Source organism: Enterococcus sp. AAFC-DPL-5146 (genome assembly GCF_058216635.1).
The window spans coordinates 1,506,341-1,529,495 of sequence record NZ_CM177103.1; the positions used below are offsets into that span (position 1 = coordinate 1,506,341).

The 23,155-nt window shown below is 35.3% G+C and carries 18 protein-coding genes; 16 read left to right on the forward strand and 2 right to left on the reverse strand.

Annotated features, from left to right (window positions below):
• The first annotated feature begins 11 nt into the window (after positions 1-11).
• The 8 genes from dprA (at position 12) to AC4BB2_RS06805 (ending at position 9,417) form a co-directional block, all read left to right on the forward strand.
• Positions 12-893 carry a DNA-processing protein DprA gene (gene dprA / locus AC4BB2_RS06770; RefSeq protein WP_490472207.1) on the forward strand — a complete coding sequence of 294 codons (882 nt, stop codon included), beginning with the start codon at positions 12-14 and terminating at the stop codon, positions 891-893.
• A 120-nt stretch (positions 894-1,013) separates the two neighbouring features.
• Positions 1,014-3,092 carry a type I DNA topoisomerase gene (gene topA, locus AC4BB2_RS06775; protein ID WP_490472208.1) on the forward strand — a complete coding sequence of 693 codons (2,079 nt, stop codon included), beginning with the start codon at positions 1,014-1,016 and terminating at the stop codon, positions 3,090-3,092.
• 73 nt (positions 3,093-3,165) lie between these two features.
• Positions 3,166-4,485, forward strand: a complete 1,320-nt coding sequence (gene trmFO, locus AC4BB2_RS06780) for an FADH(2)-oxidizing methylenetetrahydrofolate--tRNA-(uracil(54)-C(5))-methyltransferase TrmFO (protein WP_490472209.1) — start codon at positions 3,166-3,168, stop codon at positions 4,483-4,485.
• 213 nt (positions 4,486-4,698) lie between these two features.
• Positions 4,699-5,598 (forward strand): tyrosine recombinase XerC, encoded by a 900-nt coding sequence (xerC, locus tag AC4BB2_RS06785; RefSeq protein ID WP_490472210.1) that lies wholly within the window; start codon positions 4,699-4,701, stop codon positions 5,596-5,598.
• A gap of 103 nt (positions 5,599-5,701) precedes the next feature.
• Positions 5,702-6,250, forward strand: coding sequence for an HslVU peptidase proteolytic subunit (gene hslV / locus AC4BB2_RS06790; protein ID WP_069634112.1), 549 nt, complete (start codon positions 5,702-5,704; stop codon positions 6,248-6,250).
• Between the two features lie 16 nt (positions 6,251-6,266).
• Positions 6,267-7,670, forward strand: coding sequence for an ATP-dependent protease ATPase subunit HslU (gene hslU, locus AC4BB2_RS06795; RefSeq protein WP_490472211.1), 1,404 nt, complete (start codon positions 6,267-6,269; stop codon positions 7,668-7,670).
• Positions 7,671-7,737: 67 nt separating this feature from the next.
• Positions 7,738-8,529 (forward strand): GTP-sensing pleiotropic transcriptional regulator CodY, encoded by a 792-nt coding sequence (gene codY, locus AC4BB2_RS06800; RefSeq protein ID WP_490472212.1) that lies wholly within the window; start codon positions 7,738-7,740, stop codon positions 8,527-8,529.
• 12 nt (positions 8,530-8,541) lie between these two features.
• The gene (locus AC4BB2_RS06805; protein WP_490472213.1) at positions 8,542-9,417 is read left to right on the forward strand and encodes an aldose 1-epimerase family protein; all 876 of its coding nucleotides are present in this window, start codon (positions 8,542-8,544) and stop codon (positions 9,415-9,417) included.
• A gap of 59 nt (positions 9,418-9,476) precedes the next feature.
• Here the strand turns inward: AC4BB2_RS06805 and plsY are convergent, their stop codons facing one another.
• Complete coding sequence (plsY, locus tag AC4BB2_RS06810) at positions 9,477-10,112, reverse strand: glycerol-3-phosphate 1-O-acyltransferase PlsY (protein WP_490472214.1); 636 nt, start codon at positions 10,110-10,112, stop codon at positions 9,477-9,479.
• A gap of 117 nt (positions 10,113-10,229) precedes the next feature.
• Here plsY and AC4BB2_RS06815 point away from each other — a divergent pair, with 117 nt between their 5' ends.
• From AC4BB2_RS06815 to AC4BB2_RS06845, 7 genes are all read left to right on the forward strand, one after another.
• The gene (locus AC4BB2_RS06815) at positions 10,230-10,655 is read left to right on the forward strand and encodes a CoA-binding protein (protein ID WP_490472215.1); all 426 of its coding nucleotides are present in this window, start codon (positions 10,230-10,232) and stop codon (positions 10,653-10,655) included.
• A 122-nt stretch (positions 10,656-10,777) separates the two neighbouring features.
• Complete coding sequence (gene parE, locus AC4BB2_RS06820) at positions 10,778-12,847, forward strand: DNA topoisomerase IV subunit B (protein WP_490472216.1); 2,070 nt, start codon at positions 10,778-10,780, stop codon at positions 12,845-12,847.
• A gap of 12 nt (positions 12,848-12,859) precedes the next feature.
• Positions 12,860-15,331: a DNA topoisomerase IV subunit A gene (parC, locus tag AC4BB2_RS06825; RefSeq protein WP_490472217.1), complete on the forward strand. Its 2,472-nt coding sequence runs from the start codon at positions 12,860-12,862 to the stop codon at positions 15,329-15,331.
• Between the two features lie 287 nt (positions 15,332-15,618).
• A complete protein-coding gene (pflB, locus tag AC4BB2_RS06830) occupies positions 15,619-17,865 on the forward strand; it encodes a formate C-acetyltransferase (RefSeq protein WP_490472218.1) in 2,247 nt (748 codons plus the stop codon).
• A gap of 107 nt (positions 17,866-17,972) precedes the next feature.
• Positions 17,973-18,737 carry a pyruvate formate-lyase-activating protein gene (gene pflA, locus AC4BB2_RS06835; RefSeq protein WP_490472219.1) on the forward strand — a complete coding sequence of 255 codons (765 nt, stop codon included), beginning with the start codon at positions 17,973-17,975 and terminating at the stop codon, positions 18,735-18,737.
• Between the two features lie 95 nt (positions 18,738-18,832).
• Complete coding sequence (locus tag AC4BB2_RS06840; RefSeq protein WP_490472220.1) at positions 18,833-19,759, forward strand: manganese-dependent inorganic pyrophosphatase; 927 nt, start codon at positions 18,833-18,835, stop codon at positions 19,757-19,759.
• A gap of 96 nt (positions 19,760-19,855) precedes the next feature.
• A complete protein-coding gene (locus AC4BB2_RS06845; RefSeq protein WP_490472221.1) occupies positions 19,856-20,794 on the forward strand; it encodes a DUF1803 domain-containing protein in 939 nt (312 codons plus the stop codon).
• Between the two features lie 89 nt (positions 20,795-20,883).
• Here AC4BB2_RS06845 and AC4BB2_RS06850 read toward each other — a convergent pair whose 3' ends face one another.
• Entirely contained in the window at positions 20,884-21,417 is a 534-nt protein-coding gene (locus AC4BB2_RS06850) for a DUF2179 domain-containing protein (protein WP_490472222.1), read from the reverse strand.
• Positions 21,418-21,618: 201 nt separating this feature from the next.
• Here AC4BB2_RS06850 and cls point away from each other — a divergent pair, with 201 nt between their 5' ends.
• Entirely contained in the window at positions 21,619-23,079 is a 1,461-nt protein-coding gene (gene cls / locus AC4BB2_RS06855; protein WP_490472223.1) for a cardiolipin synthase, read from the forward strand.
• The last annotated feature ends 76 nt before the right edge of the window (positions 23,080-23,155 follow it).

The window sequence follows — 23,155 nt, forward strand, 5'->3', positions numbered from 1 at the left end:
AAGGTTTTTTTATGGAAGAAAAACAACGAGATTTAATATTTAAATTAGCTGTCTGCAATGGTATCGGTAATTTAGGCATGTTAAAAGTCTTAGATTTTTCAATGAAATACAACAATGGTACTGATTTTTCAAAAGAAGAAATCATTCAAATCGCTGGAATCACAACCTATCAGAAATTATTTGCTCAGTCATGGGATCACTGGTCCAAAAACACAGATAAATTGAAAGAATATCAGGCGCAACACACTTTTATCACCATTTTAGATCCAGTCTATCCGTATTACTTAAAACAAATATATAATTGTCCAGTATTATTGTTCTACAAAGGAAACCTACAACTTTTAGAAAAAAATTGTTTGGCTTTTATTGGAGCAAGAGCCGCTTCAGTTTATGGTATAAATGTTGCACGACAATTGATCCCGGAAATGATCAGTAATAATCTGGTTATTGTTAGTGGTTTAGCCAAAGGAATCGATAGTGTTAGCCACCAAGTTGCGATGCAACATGGCGGAAATACTATTGGTGTTATAGGAACAGGTTTGGATATATGCTATCCGAAAGAAACAGCTCATATTCAACGGAAGATGATGGAAGAGCAATTAGTTCTTAGTGAATATCCCAATGGTACAGGACCTAGAAGATATCATTTTCCTATGAGAAATCGGATAATAGCTGGTATGAGTCTAGGTACTTGCGTAATTGAAGCTCGAAAAAAAAGCGGCTCTCTAATAACTGCACAAGCCGCTTTAGAATACGGGAGGGAAGTTTTTGCTGTTCCAGGTAATCTCTTTGATTCGCAATCTGATGGCTGTCATGGTCTTATCAAAGAGGGGGCAAAATGCACTATTTCTCCTAAAGATATCCTAGAAGAAATTCAATTTTTTTCTATTTAACTGCATCAATCCTTGACAAACCTGTGATGAATAGATATGATGAATTACGATTTGTGAGTTCTCTACATTTTGATATATATAATAGAAGAAACACAAAAACCGAAAGGAGCCACACGTTGAATGGCGTATAAATATCTAGTTATTGTAGAATCCCCCGCTAAAGCCAAAACAATTGAAAAATATTTAGGAAAAAATTATAAGGTTGTTGCCAGTGTTGGGCATATTCGAGATTTACCAAAAAGTAAAATGGGGATCGATATTGAAAATAATTATGAACCTCACTATATATCTATCCGGGGCAAGGGCGATGTAATCAAAAGCTTAAAAGCTGCTGCCAAAAAAGCAGATAAAGTTTATCTCGCAGCCGATCCGGACCGAGAAGGAGAGGCCATTGCTTGGCATTTGTCTTTCCTTCTTGGCTTAGATTTGACTGATAAAAATCGTGTTGTATTTAATGAAATTACTAAAGAAGCTGTAAAATCAGCGTTTAAAGAACCTCGTACGATTAATTTAGACTTAGTAGATGCACAACAAGCACGCCGCATTTTAGACCGCCTAGTTGGTTATTCACTTAGCCCAATTCTATGGCGCAAAGTCAAAAAAGGCTTGAGTGCTGGCCGAGTGCAATCAGTAGCTTTAAAAATCATTATTGATCGTGAGAATGATATTCGTAAATTCATTCCTGAAGAATATTGGAGTATTGACGGAAACTTCCAGAAAGGCAAGAAAAAGTTTAAGGCAAATTTCTGGGGTCTAGATGGCAAGAAGAAAAAATTACCAAATGCTGAAGCTGTTAAAGAAGTGACCACTCGCATTAAAGGTAAAGAATATGATGTAACGAAAGTTGAGAAAAAAGAGCGCAAGCGAAACCCAGCACTACCTTTCACAACGAGTAGCTTACAACAAGAAGCAGCTAGAAAGTTAAATTTCAGAACACGTAAAACTATGATGGTTGCACAACAGTTGTATGAAGGAATTCCTTTAGGAAAACAAGGGACTGTTGGTTTGATCACATATATGCGTACAGACTCGACTAGAATAGCTGATTCAGCTAAAAGTGAAGTTGCAGAATACATTGAAAAAGCTTACGGTAGTGAGTTCTCAGCCCATGGCGGACGCAAAGTCAAAAATGCTCAAGGTGCTCAAGATGCCCATGAAGCAATTCGTCCTTCTAGTGTATTGCGTACACCAAATGAAATCAAACAATATTTAGATAAAGATCAATTAAAACTTTATACATTGATCTGGTCACGTTTAGTTGCCAGTCAAATGACACCAGCTGTTTTGGATACAATGAAAGTAACTTTAGAACAAAATGGTGTAATTTTCATTGCTAATGGTGCGAAAGTGAAATTCAAAGGGTTCATGCAAGTTTATGTTGAAGGTCGTGATGACGGCAAAGAAGACAAAGAAAATATCTTACCTGATTTAGTTCAAGGAGATAAAGTGAACGCCCTTGATATTGAACCAAAACAACATTTCACACAACCACCAGCTAGATTTAGTGAAGCGACTTTGATTCGCGCATTAGAAGAAAATGGTGTTGGACGTCCATCTACTTATGCACCAACCCTAGAAACGATTCAAAGACGTTATTATGTTAAATTGACAAATAAACGATTTGAACCCACTGAATTGGGGGAAATTGTCAATTCTCTAATCGTTGAATTCTTCCCACAAATTGTGGATGTTCATTTTACTGCTTCAATGGAAGGTGATTTGGATAAGATTGGTGTTGGTAATGAAAAATGGGTTGAAGTGGTTGACCGTTTTTATCAACCTTTCGAAAAAGAATTAACCAATGCTGAAGAGAAAATTGAAAAAATTCAAATCAAAGATGAACCTGCCGGATTTGACTGCGATCTTTGTGGCCATCCAATGGTGATCAAACTAGGACGTTATGGTAAGTTTTATGCATGTAGTAACTTCCCAGAATGTCGAAATACAAAAGCAATCGTCAAAGAAATTGGCGTAACTTGCCCTGTTTGTAAGGAAGGCCAAGTCATTGAACGAAAATCCAAAAAGAATCGCTTATTTTACGGCTGCAGTCGCTATCCAGAATGTGAGTTTACTTCTTGGGATAAACCAATTGGGCGTCCGTGTCCAAAATGTGGTCAATATCTTGTTGAGAAAAAAGTCAAAGGCGGTAAGCAAGTAGTTTGTATCAATGGTGATTATGAAGAAAACGTTCAAAAATAGCTCGTACTTTTAAAGAAAAAAATTAAAAACCAACGGACAATACCGTTGGTTTTTTGAAGAAAAGAGGAAATATATGACTACTTCTGTAACAGTTATTGGCGCTGGTTTAGCCGGCAGTGAAGCAGCATGGCAAGTTGCACAAGCAGGTGTACCAGTTACACTTTATGAAATGCGCCCTGTAAAAAATACCCCAGCGCATCAAACAGAAAATTTTGCTGAGTTAGTTTGTTCAAACTCATTAAGAGGGAACAACTTAACGAATGCAGTAGGTGTATTAAAAGAAGAAATGCGTCGTTTGGACTCAATTATTATTACTAGTGCAGATAAAACTGCTGTACCAGCAGGTGGCGCTTTAGCAGTGGATCGGGATACTTTTTCACAAGAAATCACTGATAGAATAAAGAATCATCCCCTGATAACAGTTAAAAACGAAGAAATCACAGCAATCCCTGAAGGAATCGTCATTGTTGCAACAGGGCCTTTAACTTCAGAGTCTTTAGCTGAACAAATAAAAGAGTTTAATGGTTCAGATGGTTTTTATTTTTATGATGCAGCAGCACCAATTGTAGATAAAGCAACCATTGATATGGATAAAGTTTATTTAAAATCCCGTTATGATAAAGGGGAAGCAGCCTATTTAAATTGTCCAATGACAGAAGAAGAGTTCAAAGCATTTTATGAAGCATTAATTTCAGCTGAAGTCGTGCCATTAAAAACATTTGAAAAAGAGAAGTTCTTTGAAGGTTGTATGCCAATAGAAGTAATGGCCAAACGCGGTATTAAAACAATGTTATTTGGACCTCTAAAACCAGTCGGATTGGAAGATCCAAAGACTGGAAAACGTCCATATGCTGTGATTCAGCTTCGTCAAGACAATGCTGCGGCATCTTTATATAATCTAGTAGGATTCCAAACACACCTAAAATGGGGAGAACAAAAACGTGTCTTCCAAATGATTCCGGGATTAGAAAATGCTGAATTTGTTCGTTATGGTGTCATGCATCGTAATAGTTTCATGAATTCTCCTGAATTATTAAAACCAACATACCAATCTCAAAAAAGAGATAATTTATTCTTCGCTGGACAAATGACAGGTGTTGAAGGGTATGTAGAAAGTGCTGCTAGCGGTCTATTAGCTGGTATCAACGCTGCACGCTTAGCAAAAGAAGAAGAACCAATTGTTTTACCAAGAGAAACAGCCTTAGGAAGTATGGCGTATTATATTACTCATGCAGAAGGCAAACATTTCCAACCAATGAATGCTAACTTTGGTTTGTTCCCTGAATTACCTGAAAGAATTCGTGATAAAAAAGAGCGCTACGAAGCAATTGCTGATAGAGCTTTGACAACATTAGAGAAAGTTAGTAAAGAACTAGACCTTGTTATAAAGTAAATAAACAAAGAGTGCGAAAAAACTGGACATCAGTTTTTTCGCACTCTTTTTCATTTATAAATTAAATTTCACTTATAATTCAGGGGACTTTATCGCTAAATATGAATAAATTGTTACTAAATTTGAAAATATTAATTAAATTCTGACAATTCATTTGTTTTTTCAAAATGGTTATGCTAAAGTTACTTTGTAATTTATTGGAGGGAGTCATATATGCAGGAAAAAAACTGGTCAGAGCTATTTTTAAATTATTTGATCGTTGAGCGCGGATATTCTGAAAAAACTAAAATTGCCTATGAAGAAGACATTATCAACTTTTTTATTTTTTTAAAGAATACTGGGGACACGAATTACTTAAGCGTGGATCATCTAGATATCCGTACATACTTGAGTTTTCTCTACGATAAAGAATATAGCCGAAACTCTATCAGCAGAAAAATTGCAAGTTTACGATCCTTCTACCAATTTTTACTTAAAAATGAAGTAATCAAAGAGAACCCTTTTTCATACGTACACATGAAGAAAAAACAATTACGTCTACCTAGATTCTTTTACGAAAAAGAAATGGATGCGTTGTTCGAAAGCGCTAAAGGCTCAAAACCATTAGATTTAAGAAATCAAGCATTATTAGAAATACTATATGGCACTGGAATTCGTGTTAGTGAGTGTACAAATTTGACTCTACAGTCAATTGATTTTTCTGCAAATGTACTGCTTATTCACGGAAAAGGGAATAAAGATCGTTATGTACCTTTTGGATCATTTGCCGAAGATGCACTTAAAGAGTATCTTGAAAATGGCCGAGCGGTTTTAATGGACAAATATCATCAAGAACATGCCTTTGTTTTTATTAACCATCATGGTGAGCAGATCACACCGACAGGGATTGAGTATGTTTTAAATCAATTAATCAAAAAAAGTACCTTGAATAGCGATATTCATCCTCACATGCTACGGCATACATTTGCGACCCATTTACTTAATAATGGAGCGGATATGCGTACAGTGCAGGAATTATTGGGTCACTCTGATTTATCAACTACTCAAATCTATGCCCACGTAACAAAAGAAAGCTTACAAAAAAATTATCGAACCTTTCATCCTCGTGCATAACGAGTGAAAATATATAGTTACGTTTATTACTATTATCTTGCTGTGCGGGCTAATCTCTTGAAAAAAAAGAACCCGTTACGCTTTTAAATTAGGAGGAATTATAATGGTTGAATCACAATTTCATTCAACGACCATTTGTGCAGTTGAAAAAAATGGAAAATTTGCAATGGCCGGAGATGGTCAAGTAACGATGGGAGAATCAGTCGTTATGAAAGGGACCGCAAAAAAAGTCCGCAGAATATATAATGACGAAGTAGTCGTCGGTTTTGCAGGAAGTGTCGCCGATGCTTTTACACTGGAGGAAAAATTCGAAGGTAAATTAAACGAATATAACGGTAATTTAACTCGAGCAGCGGTTGAATTAGCGCAAGAATGGCGCACGCAGCAATCAATGCAAAAATTAGAAGCTATGCTGATTGTGATGAATAAAAAAGAAATGCTGTTAGTCTCAGGTACAGGCGAAGTAATCACACCAGACGACGGCATCTTAGCAATTGGTTCAGGTGGTAATTTTGCCCTGTCTGCAGCACGCGCAATGAAACATTACGGAGATAAAGAAATGTCGGCCAAAGAAATCGCTAAAAATGCGTTGAACATCGCCGCAGATATCTGTGTCTTTACAAATCACAATATTATTGTCGAAGAATTATAGATGGGAGACAGCATCCATGAATGAATTAAATAAAACACCAAGAGAAATCGTCAAAGAATTAGATGAGTATATCATCGGACAAGAAACAGCCAAAAAATCTGTCGCAGTCGCATTAAGAAATCGATACCGTCGCTTGCAGTTGGAAGAAAAAATGCAGCAAGACGTAACACCTAAAAACATGTTGATGATCGGTCCAACTGGAGTTGGGAAAACGGAAATTGCGAGACGTTTGGCCAAAATTGTTAACGCTCCGTTTATCAAAGTTGAAGCTACCAAATTTACAGAAGTTGGTTATGTTGGTCGTGATGTAGAGTCGATGGTTCGAGATCTTGTTGAAAATGCGATTCAAATCGTTGAAAAACAACAATATAGTCGAGTTTATTCGCAAGCTTTAAAAAAAGCGAATAACCGTCTAGTGAAAGTACTTGTACCTGGGATTAAAAAAGAACAAAAGCAAACATCGAACAATCAGTTCGAACAAATGATGCAAATGTTCAGCAATGCACAACAACCTCAAGAAACACAAGAAGAAGTAACCGAAGAAATCAAAATCAATCGTAAATCGATTCTTGATCAATTAGAAAAAGGCTTACTAAATAATCGTGAAGTAACAATTGAAATAGAAGAACCTAAAAAAACGATGCCTGCTATGAACAACGGCATGGAACAAATGGGTATTGATTTAAATGAGACTCTAGGTGCTTTATCACCAAAGAAAAAAGTTGAACGAACAGTAACAGTTAAGGAAGCACAAGATCTATTGGTGAAAGAAGAATCAGCAAAAATCGTCAAAGAAGCTGATATTCATAGTGAAGCGATTCGTTTAGCTGAGAGTAGTGGTATTATTTTCATTGATGAATTTGATAAAATCACTTCAAAAAGCCAACAAAATTCAGGTGAAGTTTCTCGTGAAGGAGTACAGCGTGATATTTTACCTATTGTTGAAGGTTCGCAAGTCAATACAAAATATGGTCCGATTCAAACAGATCACATTTTATTTATCGCTTCTGGAGCATTCCATTTATCAAAACCAAGTGATTTGATTCCGGAACTGCAAGGACGTTTTCCAATCCGTGTAGAATTGGATGATTTAACAGCGGAAGATTTTGTACGGATTTTAACAGAACCAAATAATGCATTGATTAAACAATATATCGCCTTGATCGGCACAGAAAATGTAACGGTAATCTTCACAAAAGAGGCCATCGAAAGAATTGCTAATATTGCTTTTGATGTTAATCGTGATACTGACAATATCGGTGCACGTCGCTTGCACACGATTTTAGAACGTTTGTTGGAAGATTTATTATTTGAGGCACCTGATATGCAAATGGGAGAAATTACCATTACTGAAGCTTATGTAAATGAAAAACTGAACAGTATTGTTCAAAATGAAGATTTAAGTCGCTACATTCTTTAAAATTATGCTTCGAAAATAGATAAATTATTAAGGCGCCCGCTGCACGTTTAAATTAGGAGGACTAAAAATGACTACTTTATTAGAAAAAACACGTCAAATAAACAAACTTTTACAACAAAATAATACATTTGACCAAAAAGCAGAGTTACCTTATGACAAAATGGCAATGATTTTGGGGGACGTTTTGGATAGTAATGCCTATATCATTAGTAACGAAGGTGTTTTGTTAGGGTACAACGAAAAATTAGATGTTAATAATGCACGTGTGAAGCATATGTTTGAGGAAAAACGCTTCCCGCAAAGTTATACAGATGCAGTTGATGACTTAATAAGAACGAAGGCAAATATTTCTATCACTAGTGATTTAACTGCCTTTCCAGTGGAATTACGTGAAAAATATCCTTTTGGTTTAACAACGGTTGTACCGATGTTTGGAGCTGGTAAGCGTCTTGGAACGATTATTTTAGCTAGAGTAGAAAAATCATTTAATGATGAAGATTTAGTTTTAGCAGAATACAGCGCAACAGTTGTTGGTATGCAGATTCTTTATCAACAATCAAGAAACATTGAAGCAGAAGTCCGCAGTGCAACGGCTGTGCAAATGGCAATCAATACCTTATCATACAGCGAATTAAAAGCAGTTCAAGCGATTTTCAAAGCTTTGGATGGAGAAGAAGGCAGATTGACTGCTTCAAGTATCGCAGATGAAATTGGTATTACCCGTTCAGTGATCGTGAATGCGTTAAGAAAATTAGAATCAGCAGGAATCATTGAATCTAGATCTCTGGGAATGAAGGGAACCTATCTGAAAGTTTTAAACAAACAATTTATAAAAGAATTGGAAAAAGACAACAAGTAGGAGGCTGTGAAAATGACTGTACAAATAGAAAATGACTATCTGATTGCAACAATTGCTGAAGATGGTGCTGAACTAGTCAGTTTAAAATCAAAAAAAAATAACATTGAATATATTTGGCAAGGAGATCCCGCTTTTTGGGGACGTCATGCACCAGTCTTGTTTCCATTTGTCGGACGTTTAAAAGAAGACCAGTATACTTACCAAAACCAAACTTATCCTATGGGTCAACATGGTTTCGCTAGGGACAGTCTGTTTGAAGTAATTGAGCATGGTTCTGAATTCGTTTCTTTATCGCTAAAAAGCAGTAAAGAAACGAAAAAAATATATCCTTTTGATTTTGAGTTAATACTTTCTTATGCTTTAGAGGGAGAGAACGTAGTTGTTAATTATCAAGTTGAAAATACTGGTAACGATGAAATGTATTTTTCAATCGGTGGACATCCGGCATTTAATGTTCCTTTAGAGCAGAACTTGACGTTCAACGATTATTATTTAAGCTTCTCGCCTAAAAAATCTCGAACTCAAATTCCTTTAGTAGGACCTTTTACCGATTTTGAACACAAAACATTAGGTCAAACCAATACAAGTCTTGATCTGCGCCGTGAATTATTCAAAAAAGATGCAATCATTTTTGAAACTAAAGGCACCAATACATTTACCATTGAAACAGATGAAAGCCCTCATAGCATTAGTTTAAGCTACACAGACATGCCGTATGTAGGAATTTGGTCACCTTATCCGCTAGAAGCGCCATTCGTATGTATCGAGCCATGGTGTGGCATTGCCGACGAAGTGAACGGAACTGGAAATCTTGTTGATAAAAAAGGCATAAATAAATTAGCTGTAAAAGATATTTTCAAAACACACTATACACTTACAACTAAATAATCTAAAAAAGTCAAGGTATGAAATGAGTTTATCCTCTTCATACCTTGACTTTTCTAACACTATTTATTTATTTTTTTAGCACCCAGTCCGAAATGAACGCGACTTTCCGTCCCGTTTTTGATCCGTTTTATATTATCTTTATGGCGGATAAAAATAAAAATCGTCAAAGCTACAGCAATAATTGTCAATAACCAATCAAACTTAGGTAAGATTGCAGGAATCGCAAAGGGCAAGATAATTGTTGAAAGGGTAATCAACACAGCGCTGATCATACTAGTCAAACTTACCATACTGGTAATGTATAACATAATAATAAAAATTAATGCAGAATAAACAAAAAATGTTGGATTGTAAGCTAAAATCATACCAGCACTTGTAGCGACAGCTTTTCCTCCTTTAAAATTCGCAAAGACTGGAAATGTATGCCCTAATACAGCAGCAACACCAAAAATTAGCGGATTAACATCTAAAGAAAATAATACAGGCAAACTAGTTGCCAATGTACCCTTCAAAATATCCATTAATAAAACAGCTATTCCAGCTTTTTTCCCAAGAACTCTAAACGTATTTGTTGTTCCTGTATTACCACTTCCAAATTGACGAAGATCTTTTTTAAAAAAGATTTTTCCGACCCAAACACCAGAAGGGATAGATCCTAATAAGTAGGCTATAACTAATAGCACCAAAAATTTCATTGAGTAACCTCTTTCTCTTCAAACTAGCATTTATTTTATCATGAATAGAAACAGCTAACAATAATTAAATATTCGTTGTATAATGAAATAGAAGAGAAATGAGAAAGGATGACTGAAATGCCTGTAGAAAATCCATCACAAGAAAAAATATTTGATTATTTAAGAGAAGCCAAGAGAATTGCAGTAGTCGGACTGAGCGAAAAAAAAGACCGAACAAGTTATCAAATAGCGAAACTTTTACAAGAAAAAGGCTATGAGATTATTCCTGTGAACCCAATTTTAGCTGGACAAGAAATTCTCGGGGAAAAAGTTTATGAAAAATTACAAGATATTCCAGGGAAGATCGATATTGTTGATATTTTCCGTCGAAGCGAGTTTTTACCGGAAGTTGCTCAAGATTTCATAGAAACAGATGCAAAAGTTTTCTGGGCTCAATTAGGATTAGAGAATGAAGCAGCAGCTGAATTGTTGAAAAAAGCAGGAAGAAATGCTATTATAATGAATCGTTGCATTAAAATTGAATTAGCTGAAATGCCTAAATAGATGCAAATGATCTTAAGAAAGAGTTACCGAATAGGAAAGCTCTTTTTTTTTGAGAGCTTTTAGAGTATTATTGTAATGATGTGGCGAAAAGCCCTATAATTCAAGTATAAGGAGTTTTTTCTTTGGCGAAAAAAGTAAACAATGAATACAATGACGCCTCCATCCAGGTTTTAGAAGGATTGGAAGCTGTAAGAAAAAGACCAGGAATGTATATCGGCTCCACAGACAGCCGTGGATTACACCATTTAGTCTATGAGATTGTTGATAACGCAGTTGATGAAGCATTATCTGGATATGGTAATGAAATTAGCGTAACAATCCAAAAAGATAATAGTATTAAAATCACCGATTCCGGTCGTGGAATGCCTGTAGGAATGCACGCATCTGGAATTCCTACTGTAGAAGTAATCTTCACGGTTCTTCATGCAGGAGGAAAATTTGGGCAAGGTGGATATAAAACATCTGGCGGGCTCCACGGAGTAGGTGCCAGTGTAGTTAATGCATTGTCCAGTTGGCTGGAAGTTCGTATCGTTCGTGATGGCGTTGAGTATATGGAACGCTTTGAAAATGGCGGAAAACCAGTTGGAACACTAAAAAAAGTTGGTAAAACGAATAAAAAGAATGGTACGTCTGTGATTTTCCTTCCAGATGAGACTATTTTTTCTACAATACATTTTTCATACAGCACATTATCTGAACGTTTAAGAGAATCTGCTTTCTTATTGAAAGGTGTAAAGATCTCTCTAACAGACCTTAGAGGTGAAGAACCAAAAGAAGAGATCTTTCATTATGAAGAAGGGATCAAAGAGTTTGTTGCTTATTTAAATGAAGAAAAAGACACTTTAACACCTGTTGTTTATTTTTCAGGTGAGAAAGATGCGATTGAAGTAGAACTATCTTACCAATACAATGACGGTTATTCAGAAAATGTTCTTTCATTCGTAAATAATGTCCGCACAAAAGACGGCGGTACACACGAAGTCGGCATGAAGACATCCATGACCAAAGCTTACAACGAATATGCAAGAAAAGTCGGATTACTAAAAGAAAAAGATAAGAATCTTGAAGGTAGTGACTTCCGAGAAGGCTTAGCAGCTGTTTTGTCAATTCGTGTTCCTGAAAACTTGCTGCAATTTGAAGGGCAAACCAAAGAAAAGCTAGGAACTCCAGCCGCACGTAATGCTGTCGACAACGTTGTTGGTGAGCAAATGGGCTTTTATTTACAAGAAAATAGTGAAATGAGTCAGCAGCTTATTCGTAAAGCAATCAAGGCTCGTGAAGCTCGTGAAGCAGCTCGTAAAGCCCGTGAAGAAAGCCGTAATGGAAAAAAACGGAAAAAGGGTGAATCTCTTTTATCTGGAAAATTAACACCTGCGCAATCACGAAATCCTAAAAAGAACGAACTTTATCTAGTCGAAGGAGATTCTGCCGGTGGTTCAGCAAAACAAGGACGAGACAGAAAATTCCAAGCGATTTTACCTTTACGAGGAAAAGTTCTAAATACTGAAAAAGCTAAAATGCAGGATATCTTGAAAAACGAAGAAATCAACACCATGATTTATACTATTGGAGCAGGTGTGGGTCCTGAATTTTCAATTGAAGACTGTAACTACGATAAAGTTATTATCATGACCGATGCGGATACCGATGGTGCTCACATTCAAGTTTTATTACTGACATTCTTTTATCGCTATATGAAACCTTTGATCGAAGCTGGCAAAATCTACATTGCTTTACCGCCTCTTTATAAAGTATCAAAGGGAATCGGAAAAAAAGCTGTAACAGAATATGCTTGGACAGACGAAGAACTGTCTAGCGTAACAGAGCAAGTCGGTAAAGGATATATGCTTCAACGATACAAAGGGTTAGGGGAGATGAACGCTGATCAGCTGTGGGAGACAACCATGGACCCTGAGACACGTACATTGATCCGAGTTAGAATAGATGATGCAGCACAAGCAGAACGTCGTGTAACGACACTCATGGGCGATAAAGTAGAACCAAGAAGAAAATGGATTGAACGTCATGTCCAATTCACTTTAGAAGAAGATGGCAGTATTTTAGATAGAAAAGACGGAGAAACAGAAATTTCTCCATCCATTTCAAATGAAGTTTTAGATGAAGAAAAAAGAGAAGAAGCTGAACGTAAAAATGCAGAAGCAGAAGAAATCAGTTTATTTGATTTAGAGTAGGGAGTGACGAATTTGGAAAAACGCCAAGATATTCAAGAATTGACTCTTGAAGAAGTAATGGGCGATCGTTTTGGAAGATATTCCAAATATATCATTCAAGAACGTGCCCTACCTGATATTCGTGATGGGTTAAAACCTGTACAACGTAGAATTTTATTTTCTATGAATAAAGATGGAAACACCTTTGAAAAAAGTTTTAGAAAATCCGCAAAATCTGTCGGAAATATCATGGGGAACTACCATCCCCATGGTGATAGTAGTATCTATGAAGCAATGGTTCGTTTAAGTCAGGACTGGAAACTCCGTGAAGTCCTAATTGAGATGCACGGAAATAACGGAAGTATGGACGGAGATCCGCCAGCTGCGATGCGTTATACGGAAGCACGCTTGTCTGAACTAAGTGGAGAACTTTTAAAAGATATCGAAAAAGAAACCGTTGATTTTGTTTGGAACTTTGATGATACAGAAAAAGAACCTACTGTTTTACCAGCAAAATATCCAAACTTACTGGTAAATGGTTCGACAGGGATCTCAGCAGGGTATGCAACTGAAATTCCTACACATAATTTAGCTGAAATCATTGATGGGACGATTTACTTGATCGATCACCCAAATGCAACTTTGGATAAGCTGATGGAATTTATTCCAGGACCAGATTTTCCAACAGGCGGGATTTTACAAGGAAAAGAAGAAATCAAAAAAGCCTATGAAACAGGTCGTGGAAAAGTTATTCTTCGTTCAAAAACAAGAATAGAACCGCTAAAAGGCGGCAAGCAACAAATTGTTGTCACTGAAATTCCATACGAAGTCAATAAAGCCACATTGGTTAAGAAAATGGATGAAGTTCGTTTAAATAAAAAAATCGATGGTATTGCTGAAGTACGCGATGAAAGTGACCGTACGGGATTACAAATTGCAATCGAGTTGAAAAAAGATACAAATGCGGAAGGTATATTAAACTACCTATTCAAGAATACTGAATTACAAATCAACTATAACTTTAATATGGTGGCCATCGATAATATGACACCACAACAAGTTGGGCTAAAACGTATTTTAGACAGTTATATTGCTCACCGTAAACAAGTTATTACTAACCGTAGTCAGTTTGAATTAAACAAAGCTAAAAAACGTCAGCATATCGTTGCTGGATTGATAAAAGCTTTATCTATTTTGGATAAAGTAATCGAAACAATCCGCGGCAGTAAAGATAAAAAAGACGCAAAAATGAACTTAGTAAAAGCCTATGAATTTACTGAAGAGCAAGCTGAAGCTATTGTAACTTTACAATTATATCGCTTAACCAATACAGATATCACTCAACTTGAAAAAGAAGCAGAAGAGTTGAATCAGCTTGTTTTTGAATTGACAAAAATTCTAAGTGATGAAAAAGAATTATTCAACGTAATGAAAAAAGAATTACGTGAAGTCAAAAAACAATATGGTAATCCACGTCTAACTCAGATTGAAGATGAAATACAAGAAATTAAAATTGATACCAAAGTATTAGTTACTCAAGAAGACGTAGTTGTTACTGTTACTCACGAAGGCTACATTAAACGCAGTAGTTTACGTTCTTACAGTGCATCAAAACCAGAAGAAGTCGGAATGAAAGAAGGGGACTTCCTTCTCTATACAGGCGAAGTCAATACGCTCGATCATATTTTATTGATTACAAACAAAGCCAATGTGATTTACAGACCTGTTCATGAACTTCCAGATTTAAAATGGAAAGAAATAGGTGAACATATTTCACAAACGATTTTAAACCTATCAATAGATGAATCGATTATTGCTGTTCACACCTATAAGGAACTTTCTCCAACTAAAACATTTGTTTTCATGACCAAAGAAGGTATGATCAAACAAAGTAAAATGACTGATTTTGAGCCATGGAGAACATACAAGAGCCGTCCGACAAATTGTATGAAACTAAAATCTGAATCAGATGAAATCGTCAATGTTTATTTGACAAACGAACAAAAAATCTTAGATGTCTTCTTAGTAAGCAATCGCGGTTTTGGGTTACGTTATCCGTTAGATGAAGTGCCTGTAGTAGGCGCAAAAGCAGCAGGTGTAAAAGCCATGAACTTAAAAGATCAAGATTATGTTGTGAATGGTCTATTGGTCCATGAAGATGGTGATACACCGATTGTGATCTTAACACAAAGAGGAAGTATCAAACGAATGTTAGCGCAAGAGTTAACACAACTGGGAAGAGCAAAACGAGGATTGATGGTTCTTAGAGAATTGAAAAAAAATCCGCATCGTGTAAGCTTCATGTCTGAAAGTAGTTCTTTAGAACTATTAGTTACTACACAAAAGGGCAAACAATACACCATTGATTCCAAGAGCTATCCAATAAATGATCGAACATCAAACGGTTCATTCATGCTGGATGAAAAAGAAGATGGTGAAATTTTAGAAGTTCATGAAATGCATACAGCAGAATTAGAAGAAAAAGCGAATGAAGAGTCAAAATAACTCTTCTGTCTGTTCTATATAATTAATAAAAAGAGTTATCTGTATTAGTACAGATAACTCTTTTTATATTACAGAATTCATATGATTCACATTATAATCACGCTATTTAGTTATATATATCACAAACTGAAAAACCTTATTAAATAGGCATTTAATGATAATTTTCTTCAAAAAAACACTAGTTAGTTCAAGAAATAGTAATTAAATACTTGCATAAAAACGATCGTGTGTTATACTAATCACATAAAGCTGTTACAGTAGATTTCAGCATACTAAGGAGGCCCACAATGGAACAATGGAAAGGCTTTAAAGGCGACAAGTGGAAAACATCAGTAGATACACGTGACTTTATTCAAAGAAACTATACTGAATACACAGGTGACGATTCTTTCCTAGAAACTATCGCACCAAGTACAGACAAATTATGGACAAAATTACAGGAATTATTTGAAGTACAGCATGAAAAAAATGGTGTTTACGATATGGATACAAATATTCCTGCAACTGTTACTTCTCATGAACCTGGGTACTTGATTAAAGAAGAAGAAACAATCGTTGGTTTACAAACAGATGTACCATTAAAACAAGCATTTATGCCATTTGGCGGTATCAATATGGCAAACAATTCTTTAACTTCAAATGGTTACGAAGTAGACGATGAAATGTCTAAAATCTTTACTGAGTGGAGAAAAACACATAACCAAGGTGTTTTTGACGCTTACACTCCAGAAATGAGATCAGCACGTAAAAACAAAATTATCACTGGTCTTCCAGATGCTTATGGCCGTGGTCGTATCATCGGTGACTATCGTCGTATTGCACTTTACGGGATGGACTTCCTAATTGCTGAAAAGAAAAAAGATTTAAGCAACACCGGGAATAAAGTAATGACAGATGATGTCATTCGCTTAAGAGAAGAAATTTCTGAACAAATCAGAGCAATGGCTGACTTAAAAGAAATGGCTTCAACATACGGATTTGATATCTCTAAACCAGCAACAAACGCTCAAGAAGCAATCCAATGGTTATACTTTGGTTACTTAGGTGCTATCAAATCGCAAAATGGTGCAGCAATGTCTATCGGACGTATTTCAGCATTCTTGGATATCTATATCCAACGTGATTTAGAAGCTGAATTGATCACTGAATTTGAAGCACAAGAAATGATTGACCACTTAATCATGAAATTACGTATGGTTAAATTTGCACGTACACCAGAATATAACCAATTATTCTCTGGTTACCCAATCTGGGCAACTTTATCAATTGCCGGTATGGGCTTGGATGGACGCTCATTAGTAACTAAGAGTGATTTCCGTATCTTGCACACACTAACAAATATGGGACCATCACCAGAACCAAACTTAACTGTGTTGTATTCTTCACACTTACCAGTAGGTTTTAGAACGTTTGCATCTAAAATTGCGAAACAAAGCTCATCTATCCAATTTGAAAATGATGATTTACTACGTTCAAACTGGGGATCAGATGACTGTGCAATCGCATGTTGTGTATCTGCAACAGTTATGGGTAAAGACATGCAATTCTTCGGTGCCCGTGCTAACTTAGCTAAAGCTGTTCTTTACGCTATCAATGGAGGAGTAGACGAAAAAACTAAAATGCAAGTTGCGCCTAAGTTCCGTCCTATGACTGGTGATACATTAGATTACAACGAATTTATTGATCGTTATAAAGACATCATGGATTGGTTAGCTGAATTGTATGTAAATACTTTAAACGTTATCCATTATATGCATGATAAATATTCTTATGAAGCTGCTCAATTAGCTTTCATGGAAAGTAATTTACAACGTACATTTGCAACGGGTATTGCAGGGATTTCACATGCTGCTGACTCGGTAATGGCTATTAAACATGGTAACGTACAAGTTATTCGTGATGAAGATGGTTTAGCAATTGATTATATTCCCCAAAATGAGTTTCCAACTTATGGTAACGACAATGAAGAAGCGGATGCTATGGCTAACTGGATTCTTGAGTACTTTATGACTCAAATCAGACGTCAACATACGTACCGTAACGCTAAACCAACAACATCACTATTAACAATCACTTCAAATGTTGTATATGGTAAAGCAACTGGTAATACACCAGACGGACGTCGTGCAGGTAAACCATTAGCACCAGGTGCTAACCCAAGTTATCAAGATGGCAAATTCTTAGGTGAGAAAAATGGTCTTTTAGCATCACTTAACTCAACTGCTAGATTAGAATACACAAGTGCATTAGATGGTATTTCTAATACACAAACAATCAATCCAAACGGTCTAGGTAAAGATGACGCCACAAGAATCGATAACTTACGTAACGTAATGGATGGCTACTTTGATAAAGGTGGATACCACTTGAACGTTAACGTATTCACAAACGAATTATTATTAGACGCGCAAGCTCATCCAGAAAAATATCCGAATTTAACAATCCGTGTATCAGGATATGCTGTTAAATTCCGTGACTTAACACCTGAACAACAAGCAGATGTTATCTCTAGAACGTCACATGACAGACTGTAATAGATAAACAATTGAAGGGGTGACCTCGCGTCATCCCTTTTTTTAAAGAAATACTGAGCAAACTTGAATAACTATAAAGTAAAACAACAAGAAATGAGGAACAAGGAATGACAACTCCTGTTATTGGTAGAATTCACTCTACAGAAAATTTTGGAACTGTTGACGGGCCTGGTGTTCGCTTTATTGTATTTACACAAGGTTGTCGTATGCGTTGTCAATTTTGTCATAATCCGGACACTTGGAAAATCGGTTCTGGCGGACGTGAAGTAACTACAGATGAAGTATTAGATGAAGCAATCAAATACCGTTCTTACTGGGGTGAAAAAGGGGGTATCACTGTTAGTGGGGGCGAACCATTGCTTCAACTAGAATTTCTAACCGACTTATTTAAAAAAGCGAAAGCCAAAGGGATACATACAACAATAGATACTTGCGGAAAACCATTTACAAGAGAAGAACCATTTTTTAGTCAATTCCAAGAGTTGATGAATTATACTGATTTACTACTATTTGATATTAAACATATAGACAATGAACAGCATAAACTATTAACTTCTTTAGGAAATGAGAACATTTTAGAAATGGCTCAATATCTTTCTGAAATCGGGAAACCTGTTTGGATTCGTCACGTTTTAGTTCCTGAACGTAGTGATTATGATGATTACTTAATTCGCTTAGATAGCTTTATTAAGACCTTAAAAAACGTTGATAAAGTAGAAGTTTTACCTTATCATACAATGGGTAAATACAAGTGGGAAGAATTAGGTTTAGATTATCCATTAGAAGGCATTGAACCACCCGCAGATGATCGTGTAGAGAACGCTAAGAAACTACTAAATGTTGATGAATACAACGGATACGCTGCAAGATAGGTTATAAAAATAGAAAAGAGCAGCAATTATTGTTGTTTCTTTTCTATTTTTTGTTATTATTAGTAATGAAGAAAAAGAAGGAGTGAACTATAATTATGTCAAAAATTCTTGTTTTTGGACACCAAAATCCAGATACAGATGCAATCGGAGCTGCTATCAGCTTTGCTTATTTACAAAAAGAACTTGGAAAAAATACCGAAGCAGTAGCTCTAGGTACGCCAAGTGAAGAAACACAATATGCCTTAGATTATTTTAACGTTGATGCACCAAGAGTGGTAGAAAGTGCTGCTGGTGAAACAAACCAAGTAATGTTGGTCGATCACAACGAGTTTCAACAAAGTATTTCTGATATTGCAACATTAAATATCCTTGCAGTCGTCGATCACCATCGTATCGCTAACTTTGAAACAGCGGATCCTTTGTATTATCGTGCAGAACCAGTTGGTTGCACAAGCACAATCGTCTTGAAAATGTTTAAAGAAAATAACGTTACTATTCCTAAGCAAATTGCTGGAATGATGGTATCAGCAATCATTTCTGATACGTTATTATTCAAGTCTCCAACATGCACACAAGAAGATATTAATGCAGCGAATGAATTAGCTGATATAGCAGAAATCAATTTAGATGGCTATGGCTTAGACATGTTAAAAGCTGGTACGAATTTAAATGATAAATCTGCTGAAACGCTATTAGATTTAGACGCTAAAAGCTTTCCAATGGGGGATAAAAACGTCCGCATCGCTCAAGTGAATACAGTTGATTTAAATGACGTGTTGAATCGTCAAGCAGAATTAGAAGCGGCTATGAAGAACGAAAACTCTTCAAAAGGCTATGATTTATTTGTTTTAATTATCACAAATATTTTAAATAGTGATTCTGAACTGTTAGTAATCGGTGATTCATTAGATAAAGTAGAAGCAGCATTTAATGTGAGTTTAGAAAATAACCGTGCATTCTTAAATGGGGTTGTTTCACGTAAAAAACAAGTCGTTCCTCAATTAACTGAAGCCTTTAGCTAAATTTACACATCTTTTAAACAAAACCGCAGATGGAGCAATTATAAGGCCATCTGTGGTTTTTGCTACTAGATTGAAAAAAGGAAGAGTGATTTGACTTTGGAAAATGTAGCATATTATTTTGGATCAAATAAATACGACGCAACCTTAAATAAAATCGTGTCTGATCCATTGTTCAAAAAAATAGTGGATTACCTTTTGGAACGCGAGGGACAAGAAGTGATATTACGGCAACTAAAATTGGATATTCAGACAGATAGCAATCTCGAACTCTATCTGGATAAATTAATCAAATACAATCTTCTTGAACGTAAAAACAGAAGATATACTGTATCATTTCCTATCTATTCATCAAAAAAAGAGTCTCAGTTACAAGTAAGTGATTCAATCAAACAATCAATACAAATGATTATAAAAGAAGATATAGGTATGAGTTACTTTGTATTCGGAGAATGGTTATGGTCCATGCTTTTCGAAGGAGAAAATGGAAATTATTTTTTTGGTGTGGACAATTCTTCACAAAGTCTCCCAGTATTTTTAAACAGAAGGGAAGAGGGGACTGCGAACATGCGTGTTGTTTCTATCTTCTCAGATAACACTATCCCGTTTGATTTGGCAAACTATTTCTTTATACTTGCTCAAAGACTTGAATTACCTCAACGATTTGAGGCATTGCAAAGCTTAATTGGTGATGTAGATATTAATTATTTTATTCCTCAAGTTCAAAAAGTGATTCGTGCAACTAAACGAAGTAAACCTGATCAGGGTAAAAAGAATATATTTCAAGAAGCATTATTATTAACTGGGGATTTAAAAAGAAATACAGAGGGACAAGTTTATTTTGCAACGCCTATTCTTAAAGACTATGTACCTTCAGCGGACATTCAAGAATCATTAGATACGCTGAAAATAGAGTTAAATTCGCTATGGCAATCCATCGAAGATCAAAATCAACGAGTGTTCTTAAAAAAACAATTATACAGTGTATTATTTAGTGATTGTTTTCAAAAATCCACTTCATTTCATTATTTTAAATAACTAATTAACTATAATTATATTATGTAAACTAATAGTGTGAATATATAAACAACGCCTCTTAATTAATAAAAGAAGAAGGCGTTGTTTACTTAGTTGTTTCTTTTTCGTACTTTCTTTGTCCAAAAGCCTCCTGAGATAAACTTTGGCTCATAAGAAATAATAAATGCTCTAGGTTCTGTCTCATTGATTAGTTTGTACAAACTACGTTCATTTTTACGGGGAGACAGGATTTCTAAAATCATTCGTTCACCTTCACGTCCATGACCAAAACTTTGGGTCACTCCATAGCCGTGTTCTCTTAAAATTTCAGGTAAATTTAGTTGTTCAGTTGAAGAAGGAAGAATTGCCGTGACCATGATATAGCCTAAAGCCAGATAGTCTTCAATTTTAATTCCAACACTGATTCCTACAGCATACCCTAAAGCGTAAACAACTAAATTCAAAGGATCATCTAAACGATTAAGAACCATACTTAATCCTAAGACATAAATAGTTATTTCAGCCATACTTACCAAAGGAGCAATCAATCGATAACCTTTCATAGTCAACATAAAACGAATGGTATTCAATGTTATATAAGAAAAGTTTATAACAAAAATCATAAAAAACATTTTAAAATCCATGTTCTGTGAGCCTCTTTTCAATTAAATATATCAGCATATTATAGTACAAGTTTATGAGAATTGAAATAGGTAATGGGCCAAAAGTATAGTTAGTCTTTTCTTTACAAACTATTACTTATAGTGATGTTATATTTGTTGGATGAATGGATAGTTTTTGCTATAATCAATATATTATGTAAATAGAGGGAGAAATGAAAACAGATGAGAATTTTTATCATCATACTTTTGGGGTTATTGTTATTAAATACCACAGCAGCACTGATTACCGTTTTTAGAAAACCAAGAAGCATTTCAAGCGTTTTAGCTTGGATTATGACTTTACTATTTTTACCAGGTATTGGATTTATTATTTATATTTTTTGCGGAAGAGGAATCAATGGTCAAAAAGTGTTTAATTTGACGAATTATGATAAAGAACAAATCACAAAAATTAAACACAAAGTCGATGATGATAACTTAAAAGCTGACGGCACGTTAGATATCAATTTATTAACCGATGCTCGTGTACTCAATAAATACTTTAGAAATATGGATTCTTCGCCATTAAGTAAACGAAATAGCTTGAAAATTTATACAGATGGAAAAGAAAAATTTGCCGCATTATTTGAAGATATTCGTCAAGCGAAAGAAACTGTTCATGTGGAATACTACTCATTTTTCAATGATAAGATAGGAAATCAATTTTTAGATTTACTAGGAGAAAAAGTGAAAGAGGGACTGTCAGTTCACCTGATTTATGATCCGTGGGGGTCTCCTGGAGCAAACAAAAAGTTTTTTAAAGAATTTGTCGAGCTCGGTGGGAAAGTAACACCTTTTATTACTTCTAAAAACATGATCAGCAAGACTCGTTTAAATTATCATTTACATCGTAAAATGGTAGTAATTGATGGGAAAATAGGGTGGACTGGTGGATTTAATGTTGGCGATCAATATTTAGGTGAAAGTAAGAAATTTGGTTATTGGCGTGATACACACATTCGTATAGTTGGCTCGTCTGTTTTTTCTTTACAGGAAATATTTATTATGGATTGGAATGCATCTGTGCAGCATGCTGCACAAAAAATGGACTATCAGGAGAATTATTTTCAAATTGCTGAAGATAGCCAGCTTGATAATCTAGCTTTACAAATCGTTTCTGACGGACCTGATTCGGAAGAAGAAATTTTAAAAAGCGGCTTCATCAAAATGATCTTATCTGCAGAAAAATCCGTATGGATACAAACGCCGTATCTAATTCCTGATGATAGTATGATTAACGCTTTATTGATTGCAGTTCGTTCAGGTATCGATGTACGTATTATGATTCCGTGTATGCCAGATCATCCGTTTATTTACCGTGCAACACAATACTATGCAAACTATCTCCATAAAAGAGGCATCAAGATTTATATGTATCAAAATGGCTTTTTACATGCCAAAACAATGATTATTGATAATGAGATATCCATGGTTGGTACAACAAATCAAGATATTAGAAGCTATGCATTGAATTTCGAAGTGAGTACATTTATATACGATACAAAAATCTCATGTCAATTAACACAAATATTTGAACAAGACATGGAACAAAGCATCTTGTTAACAGATAATATTATAAAGGAGCAATCACATTGGTTGCGTTTTAAACAAAACTTTTCAAGATTATTATCACCAATACTTTAAAAATTTTTTATAAAAACCACGTAGGCACTAAAAGGTCTTATGTGGTTTTTATTTATAAATAGAGGTAGAAGCTAGA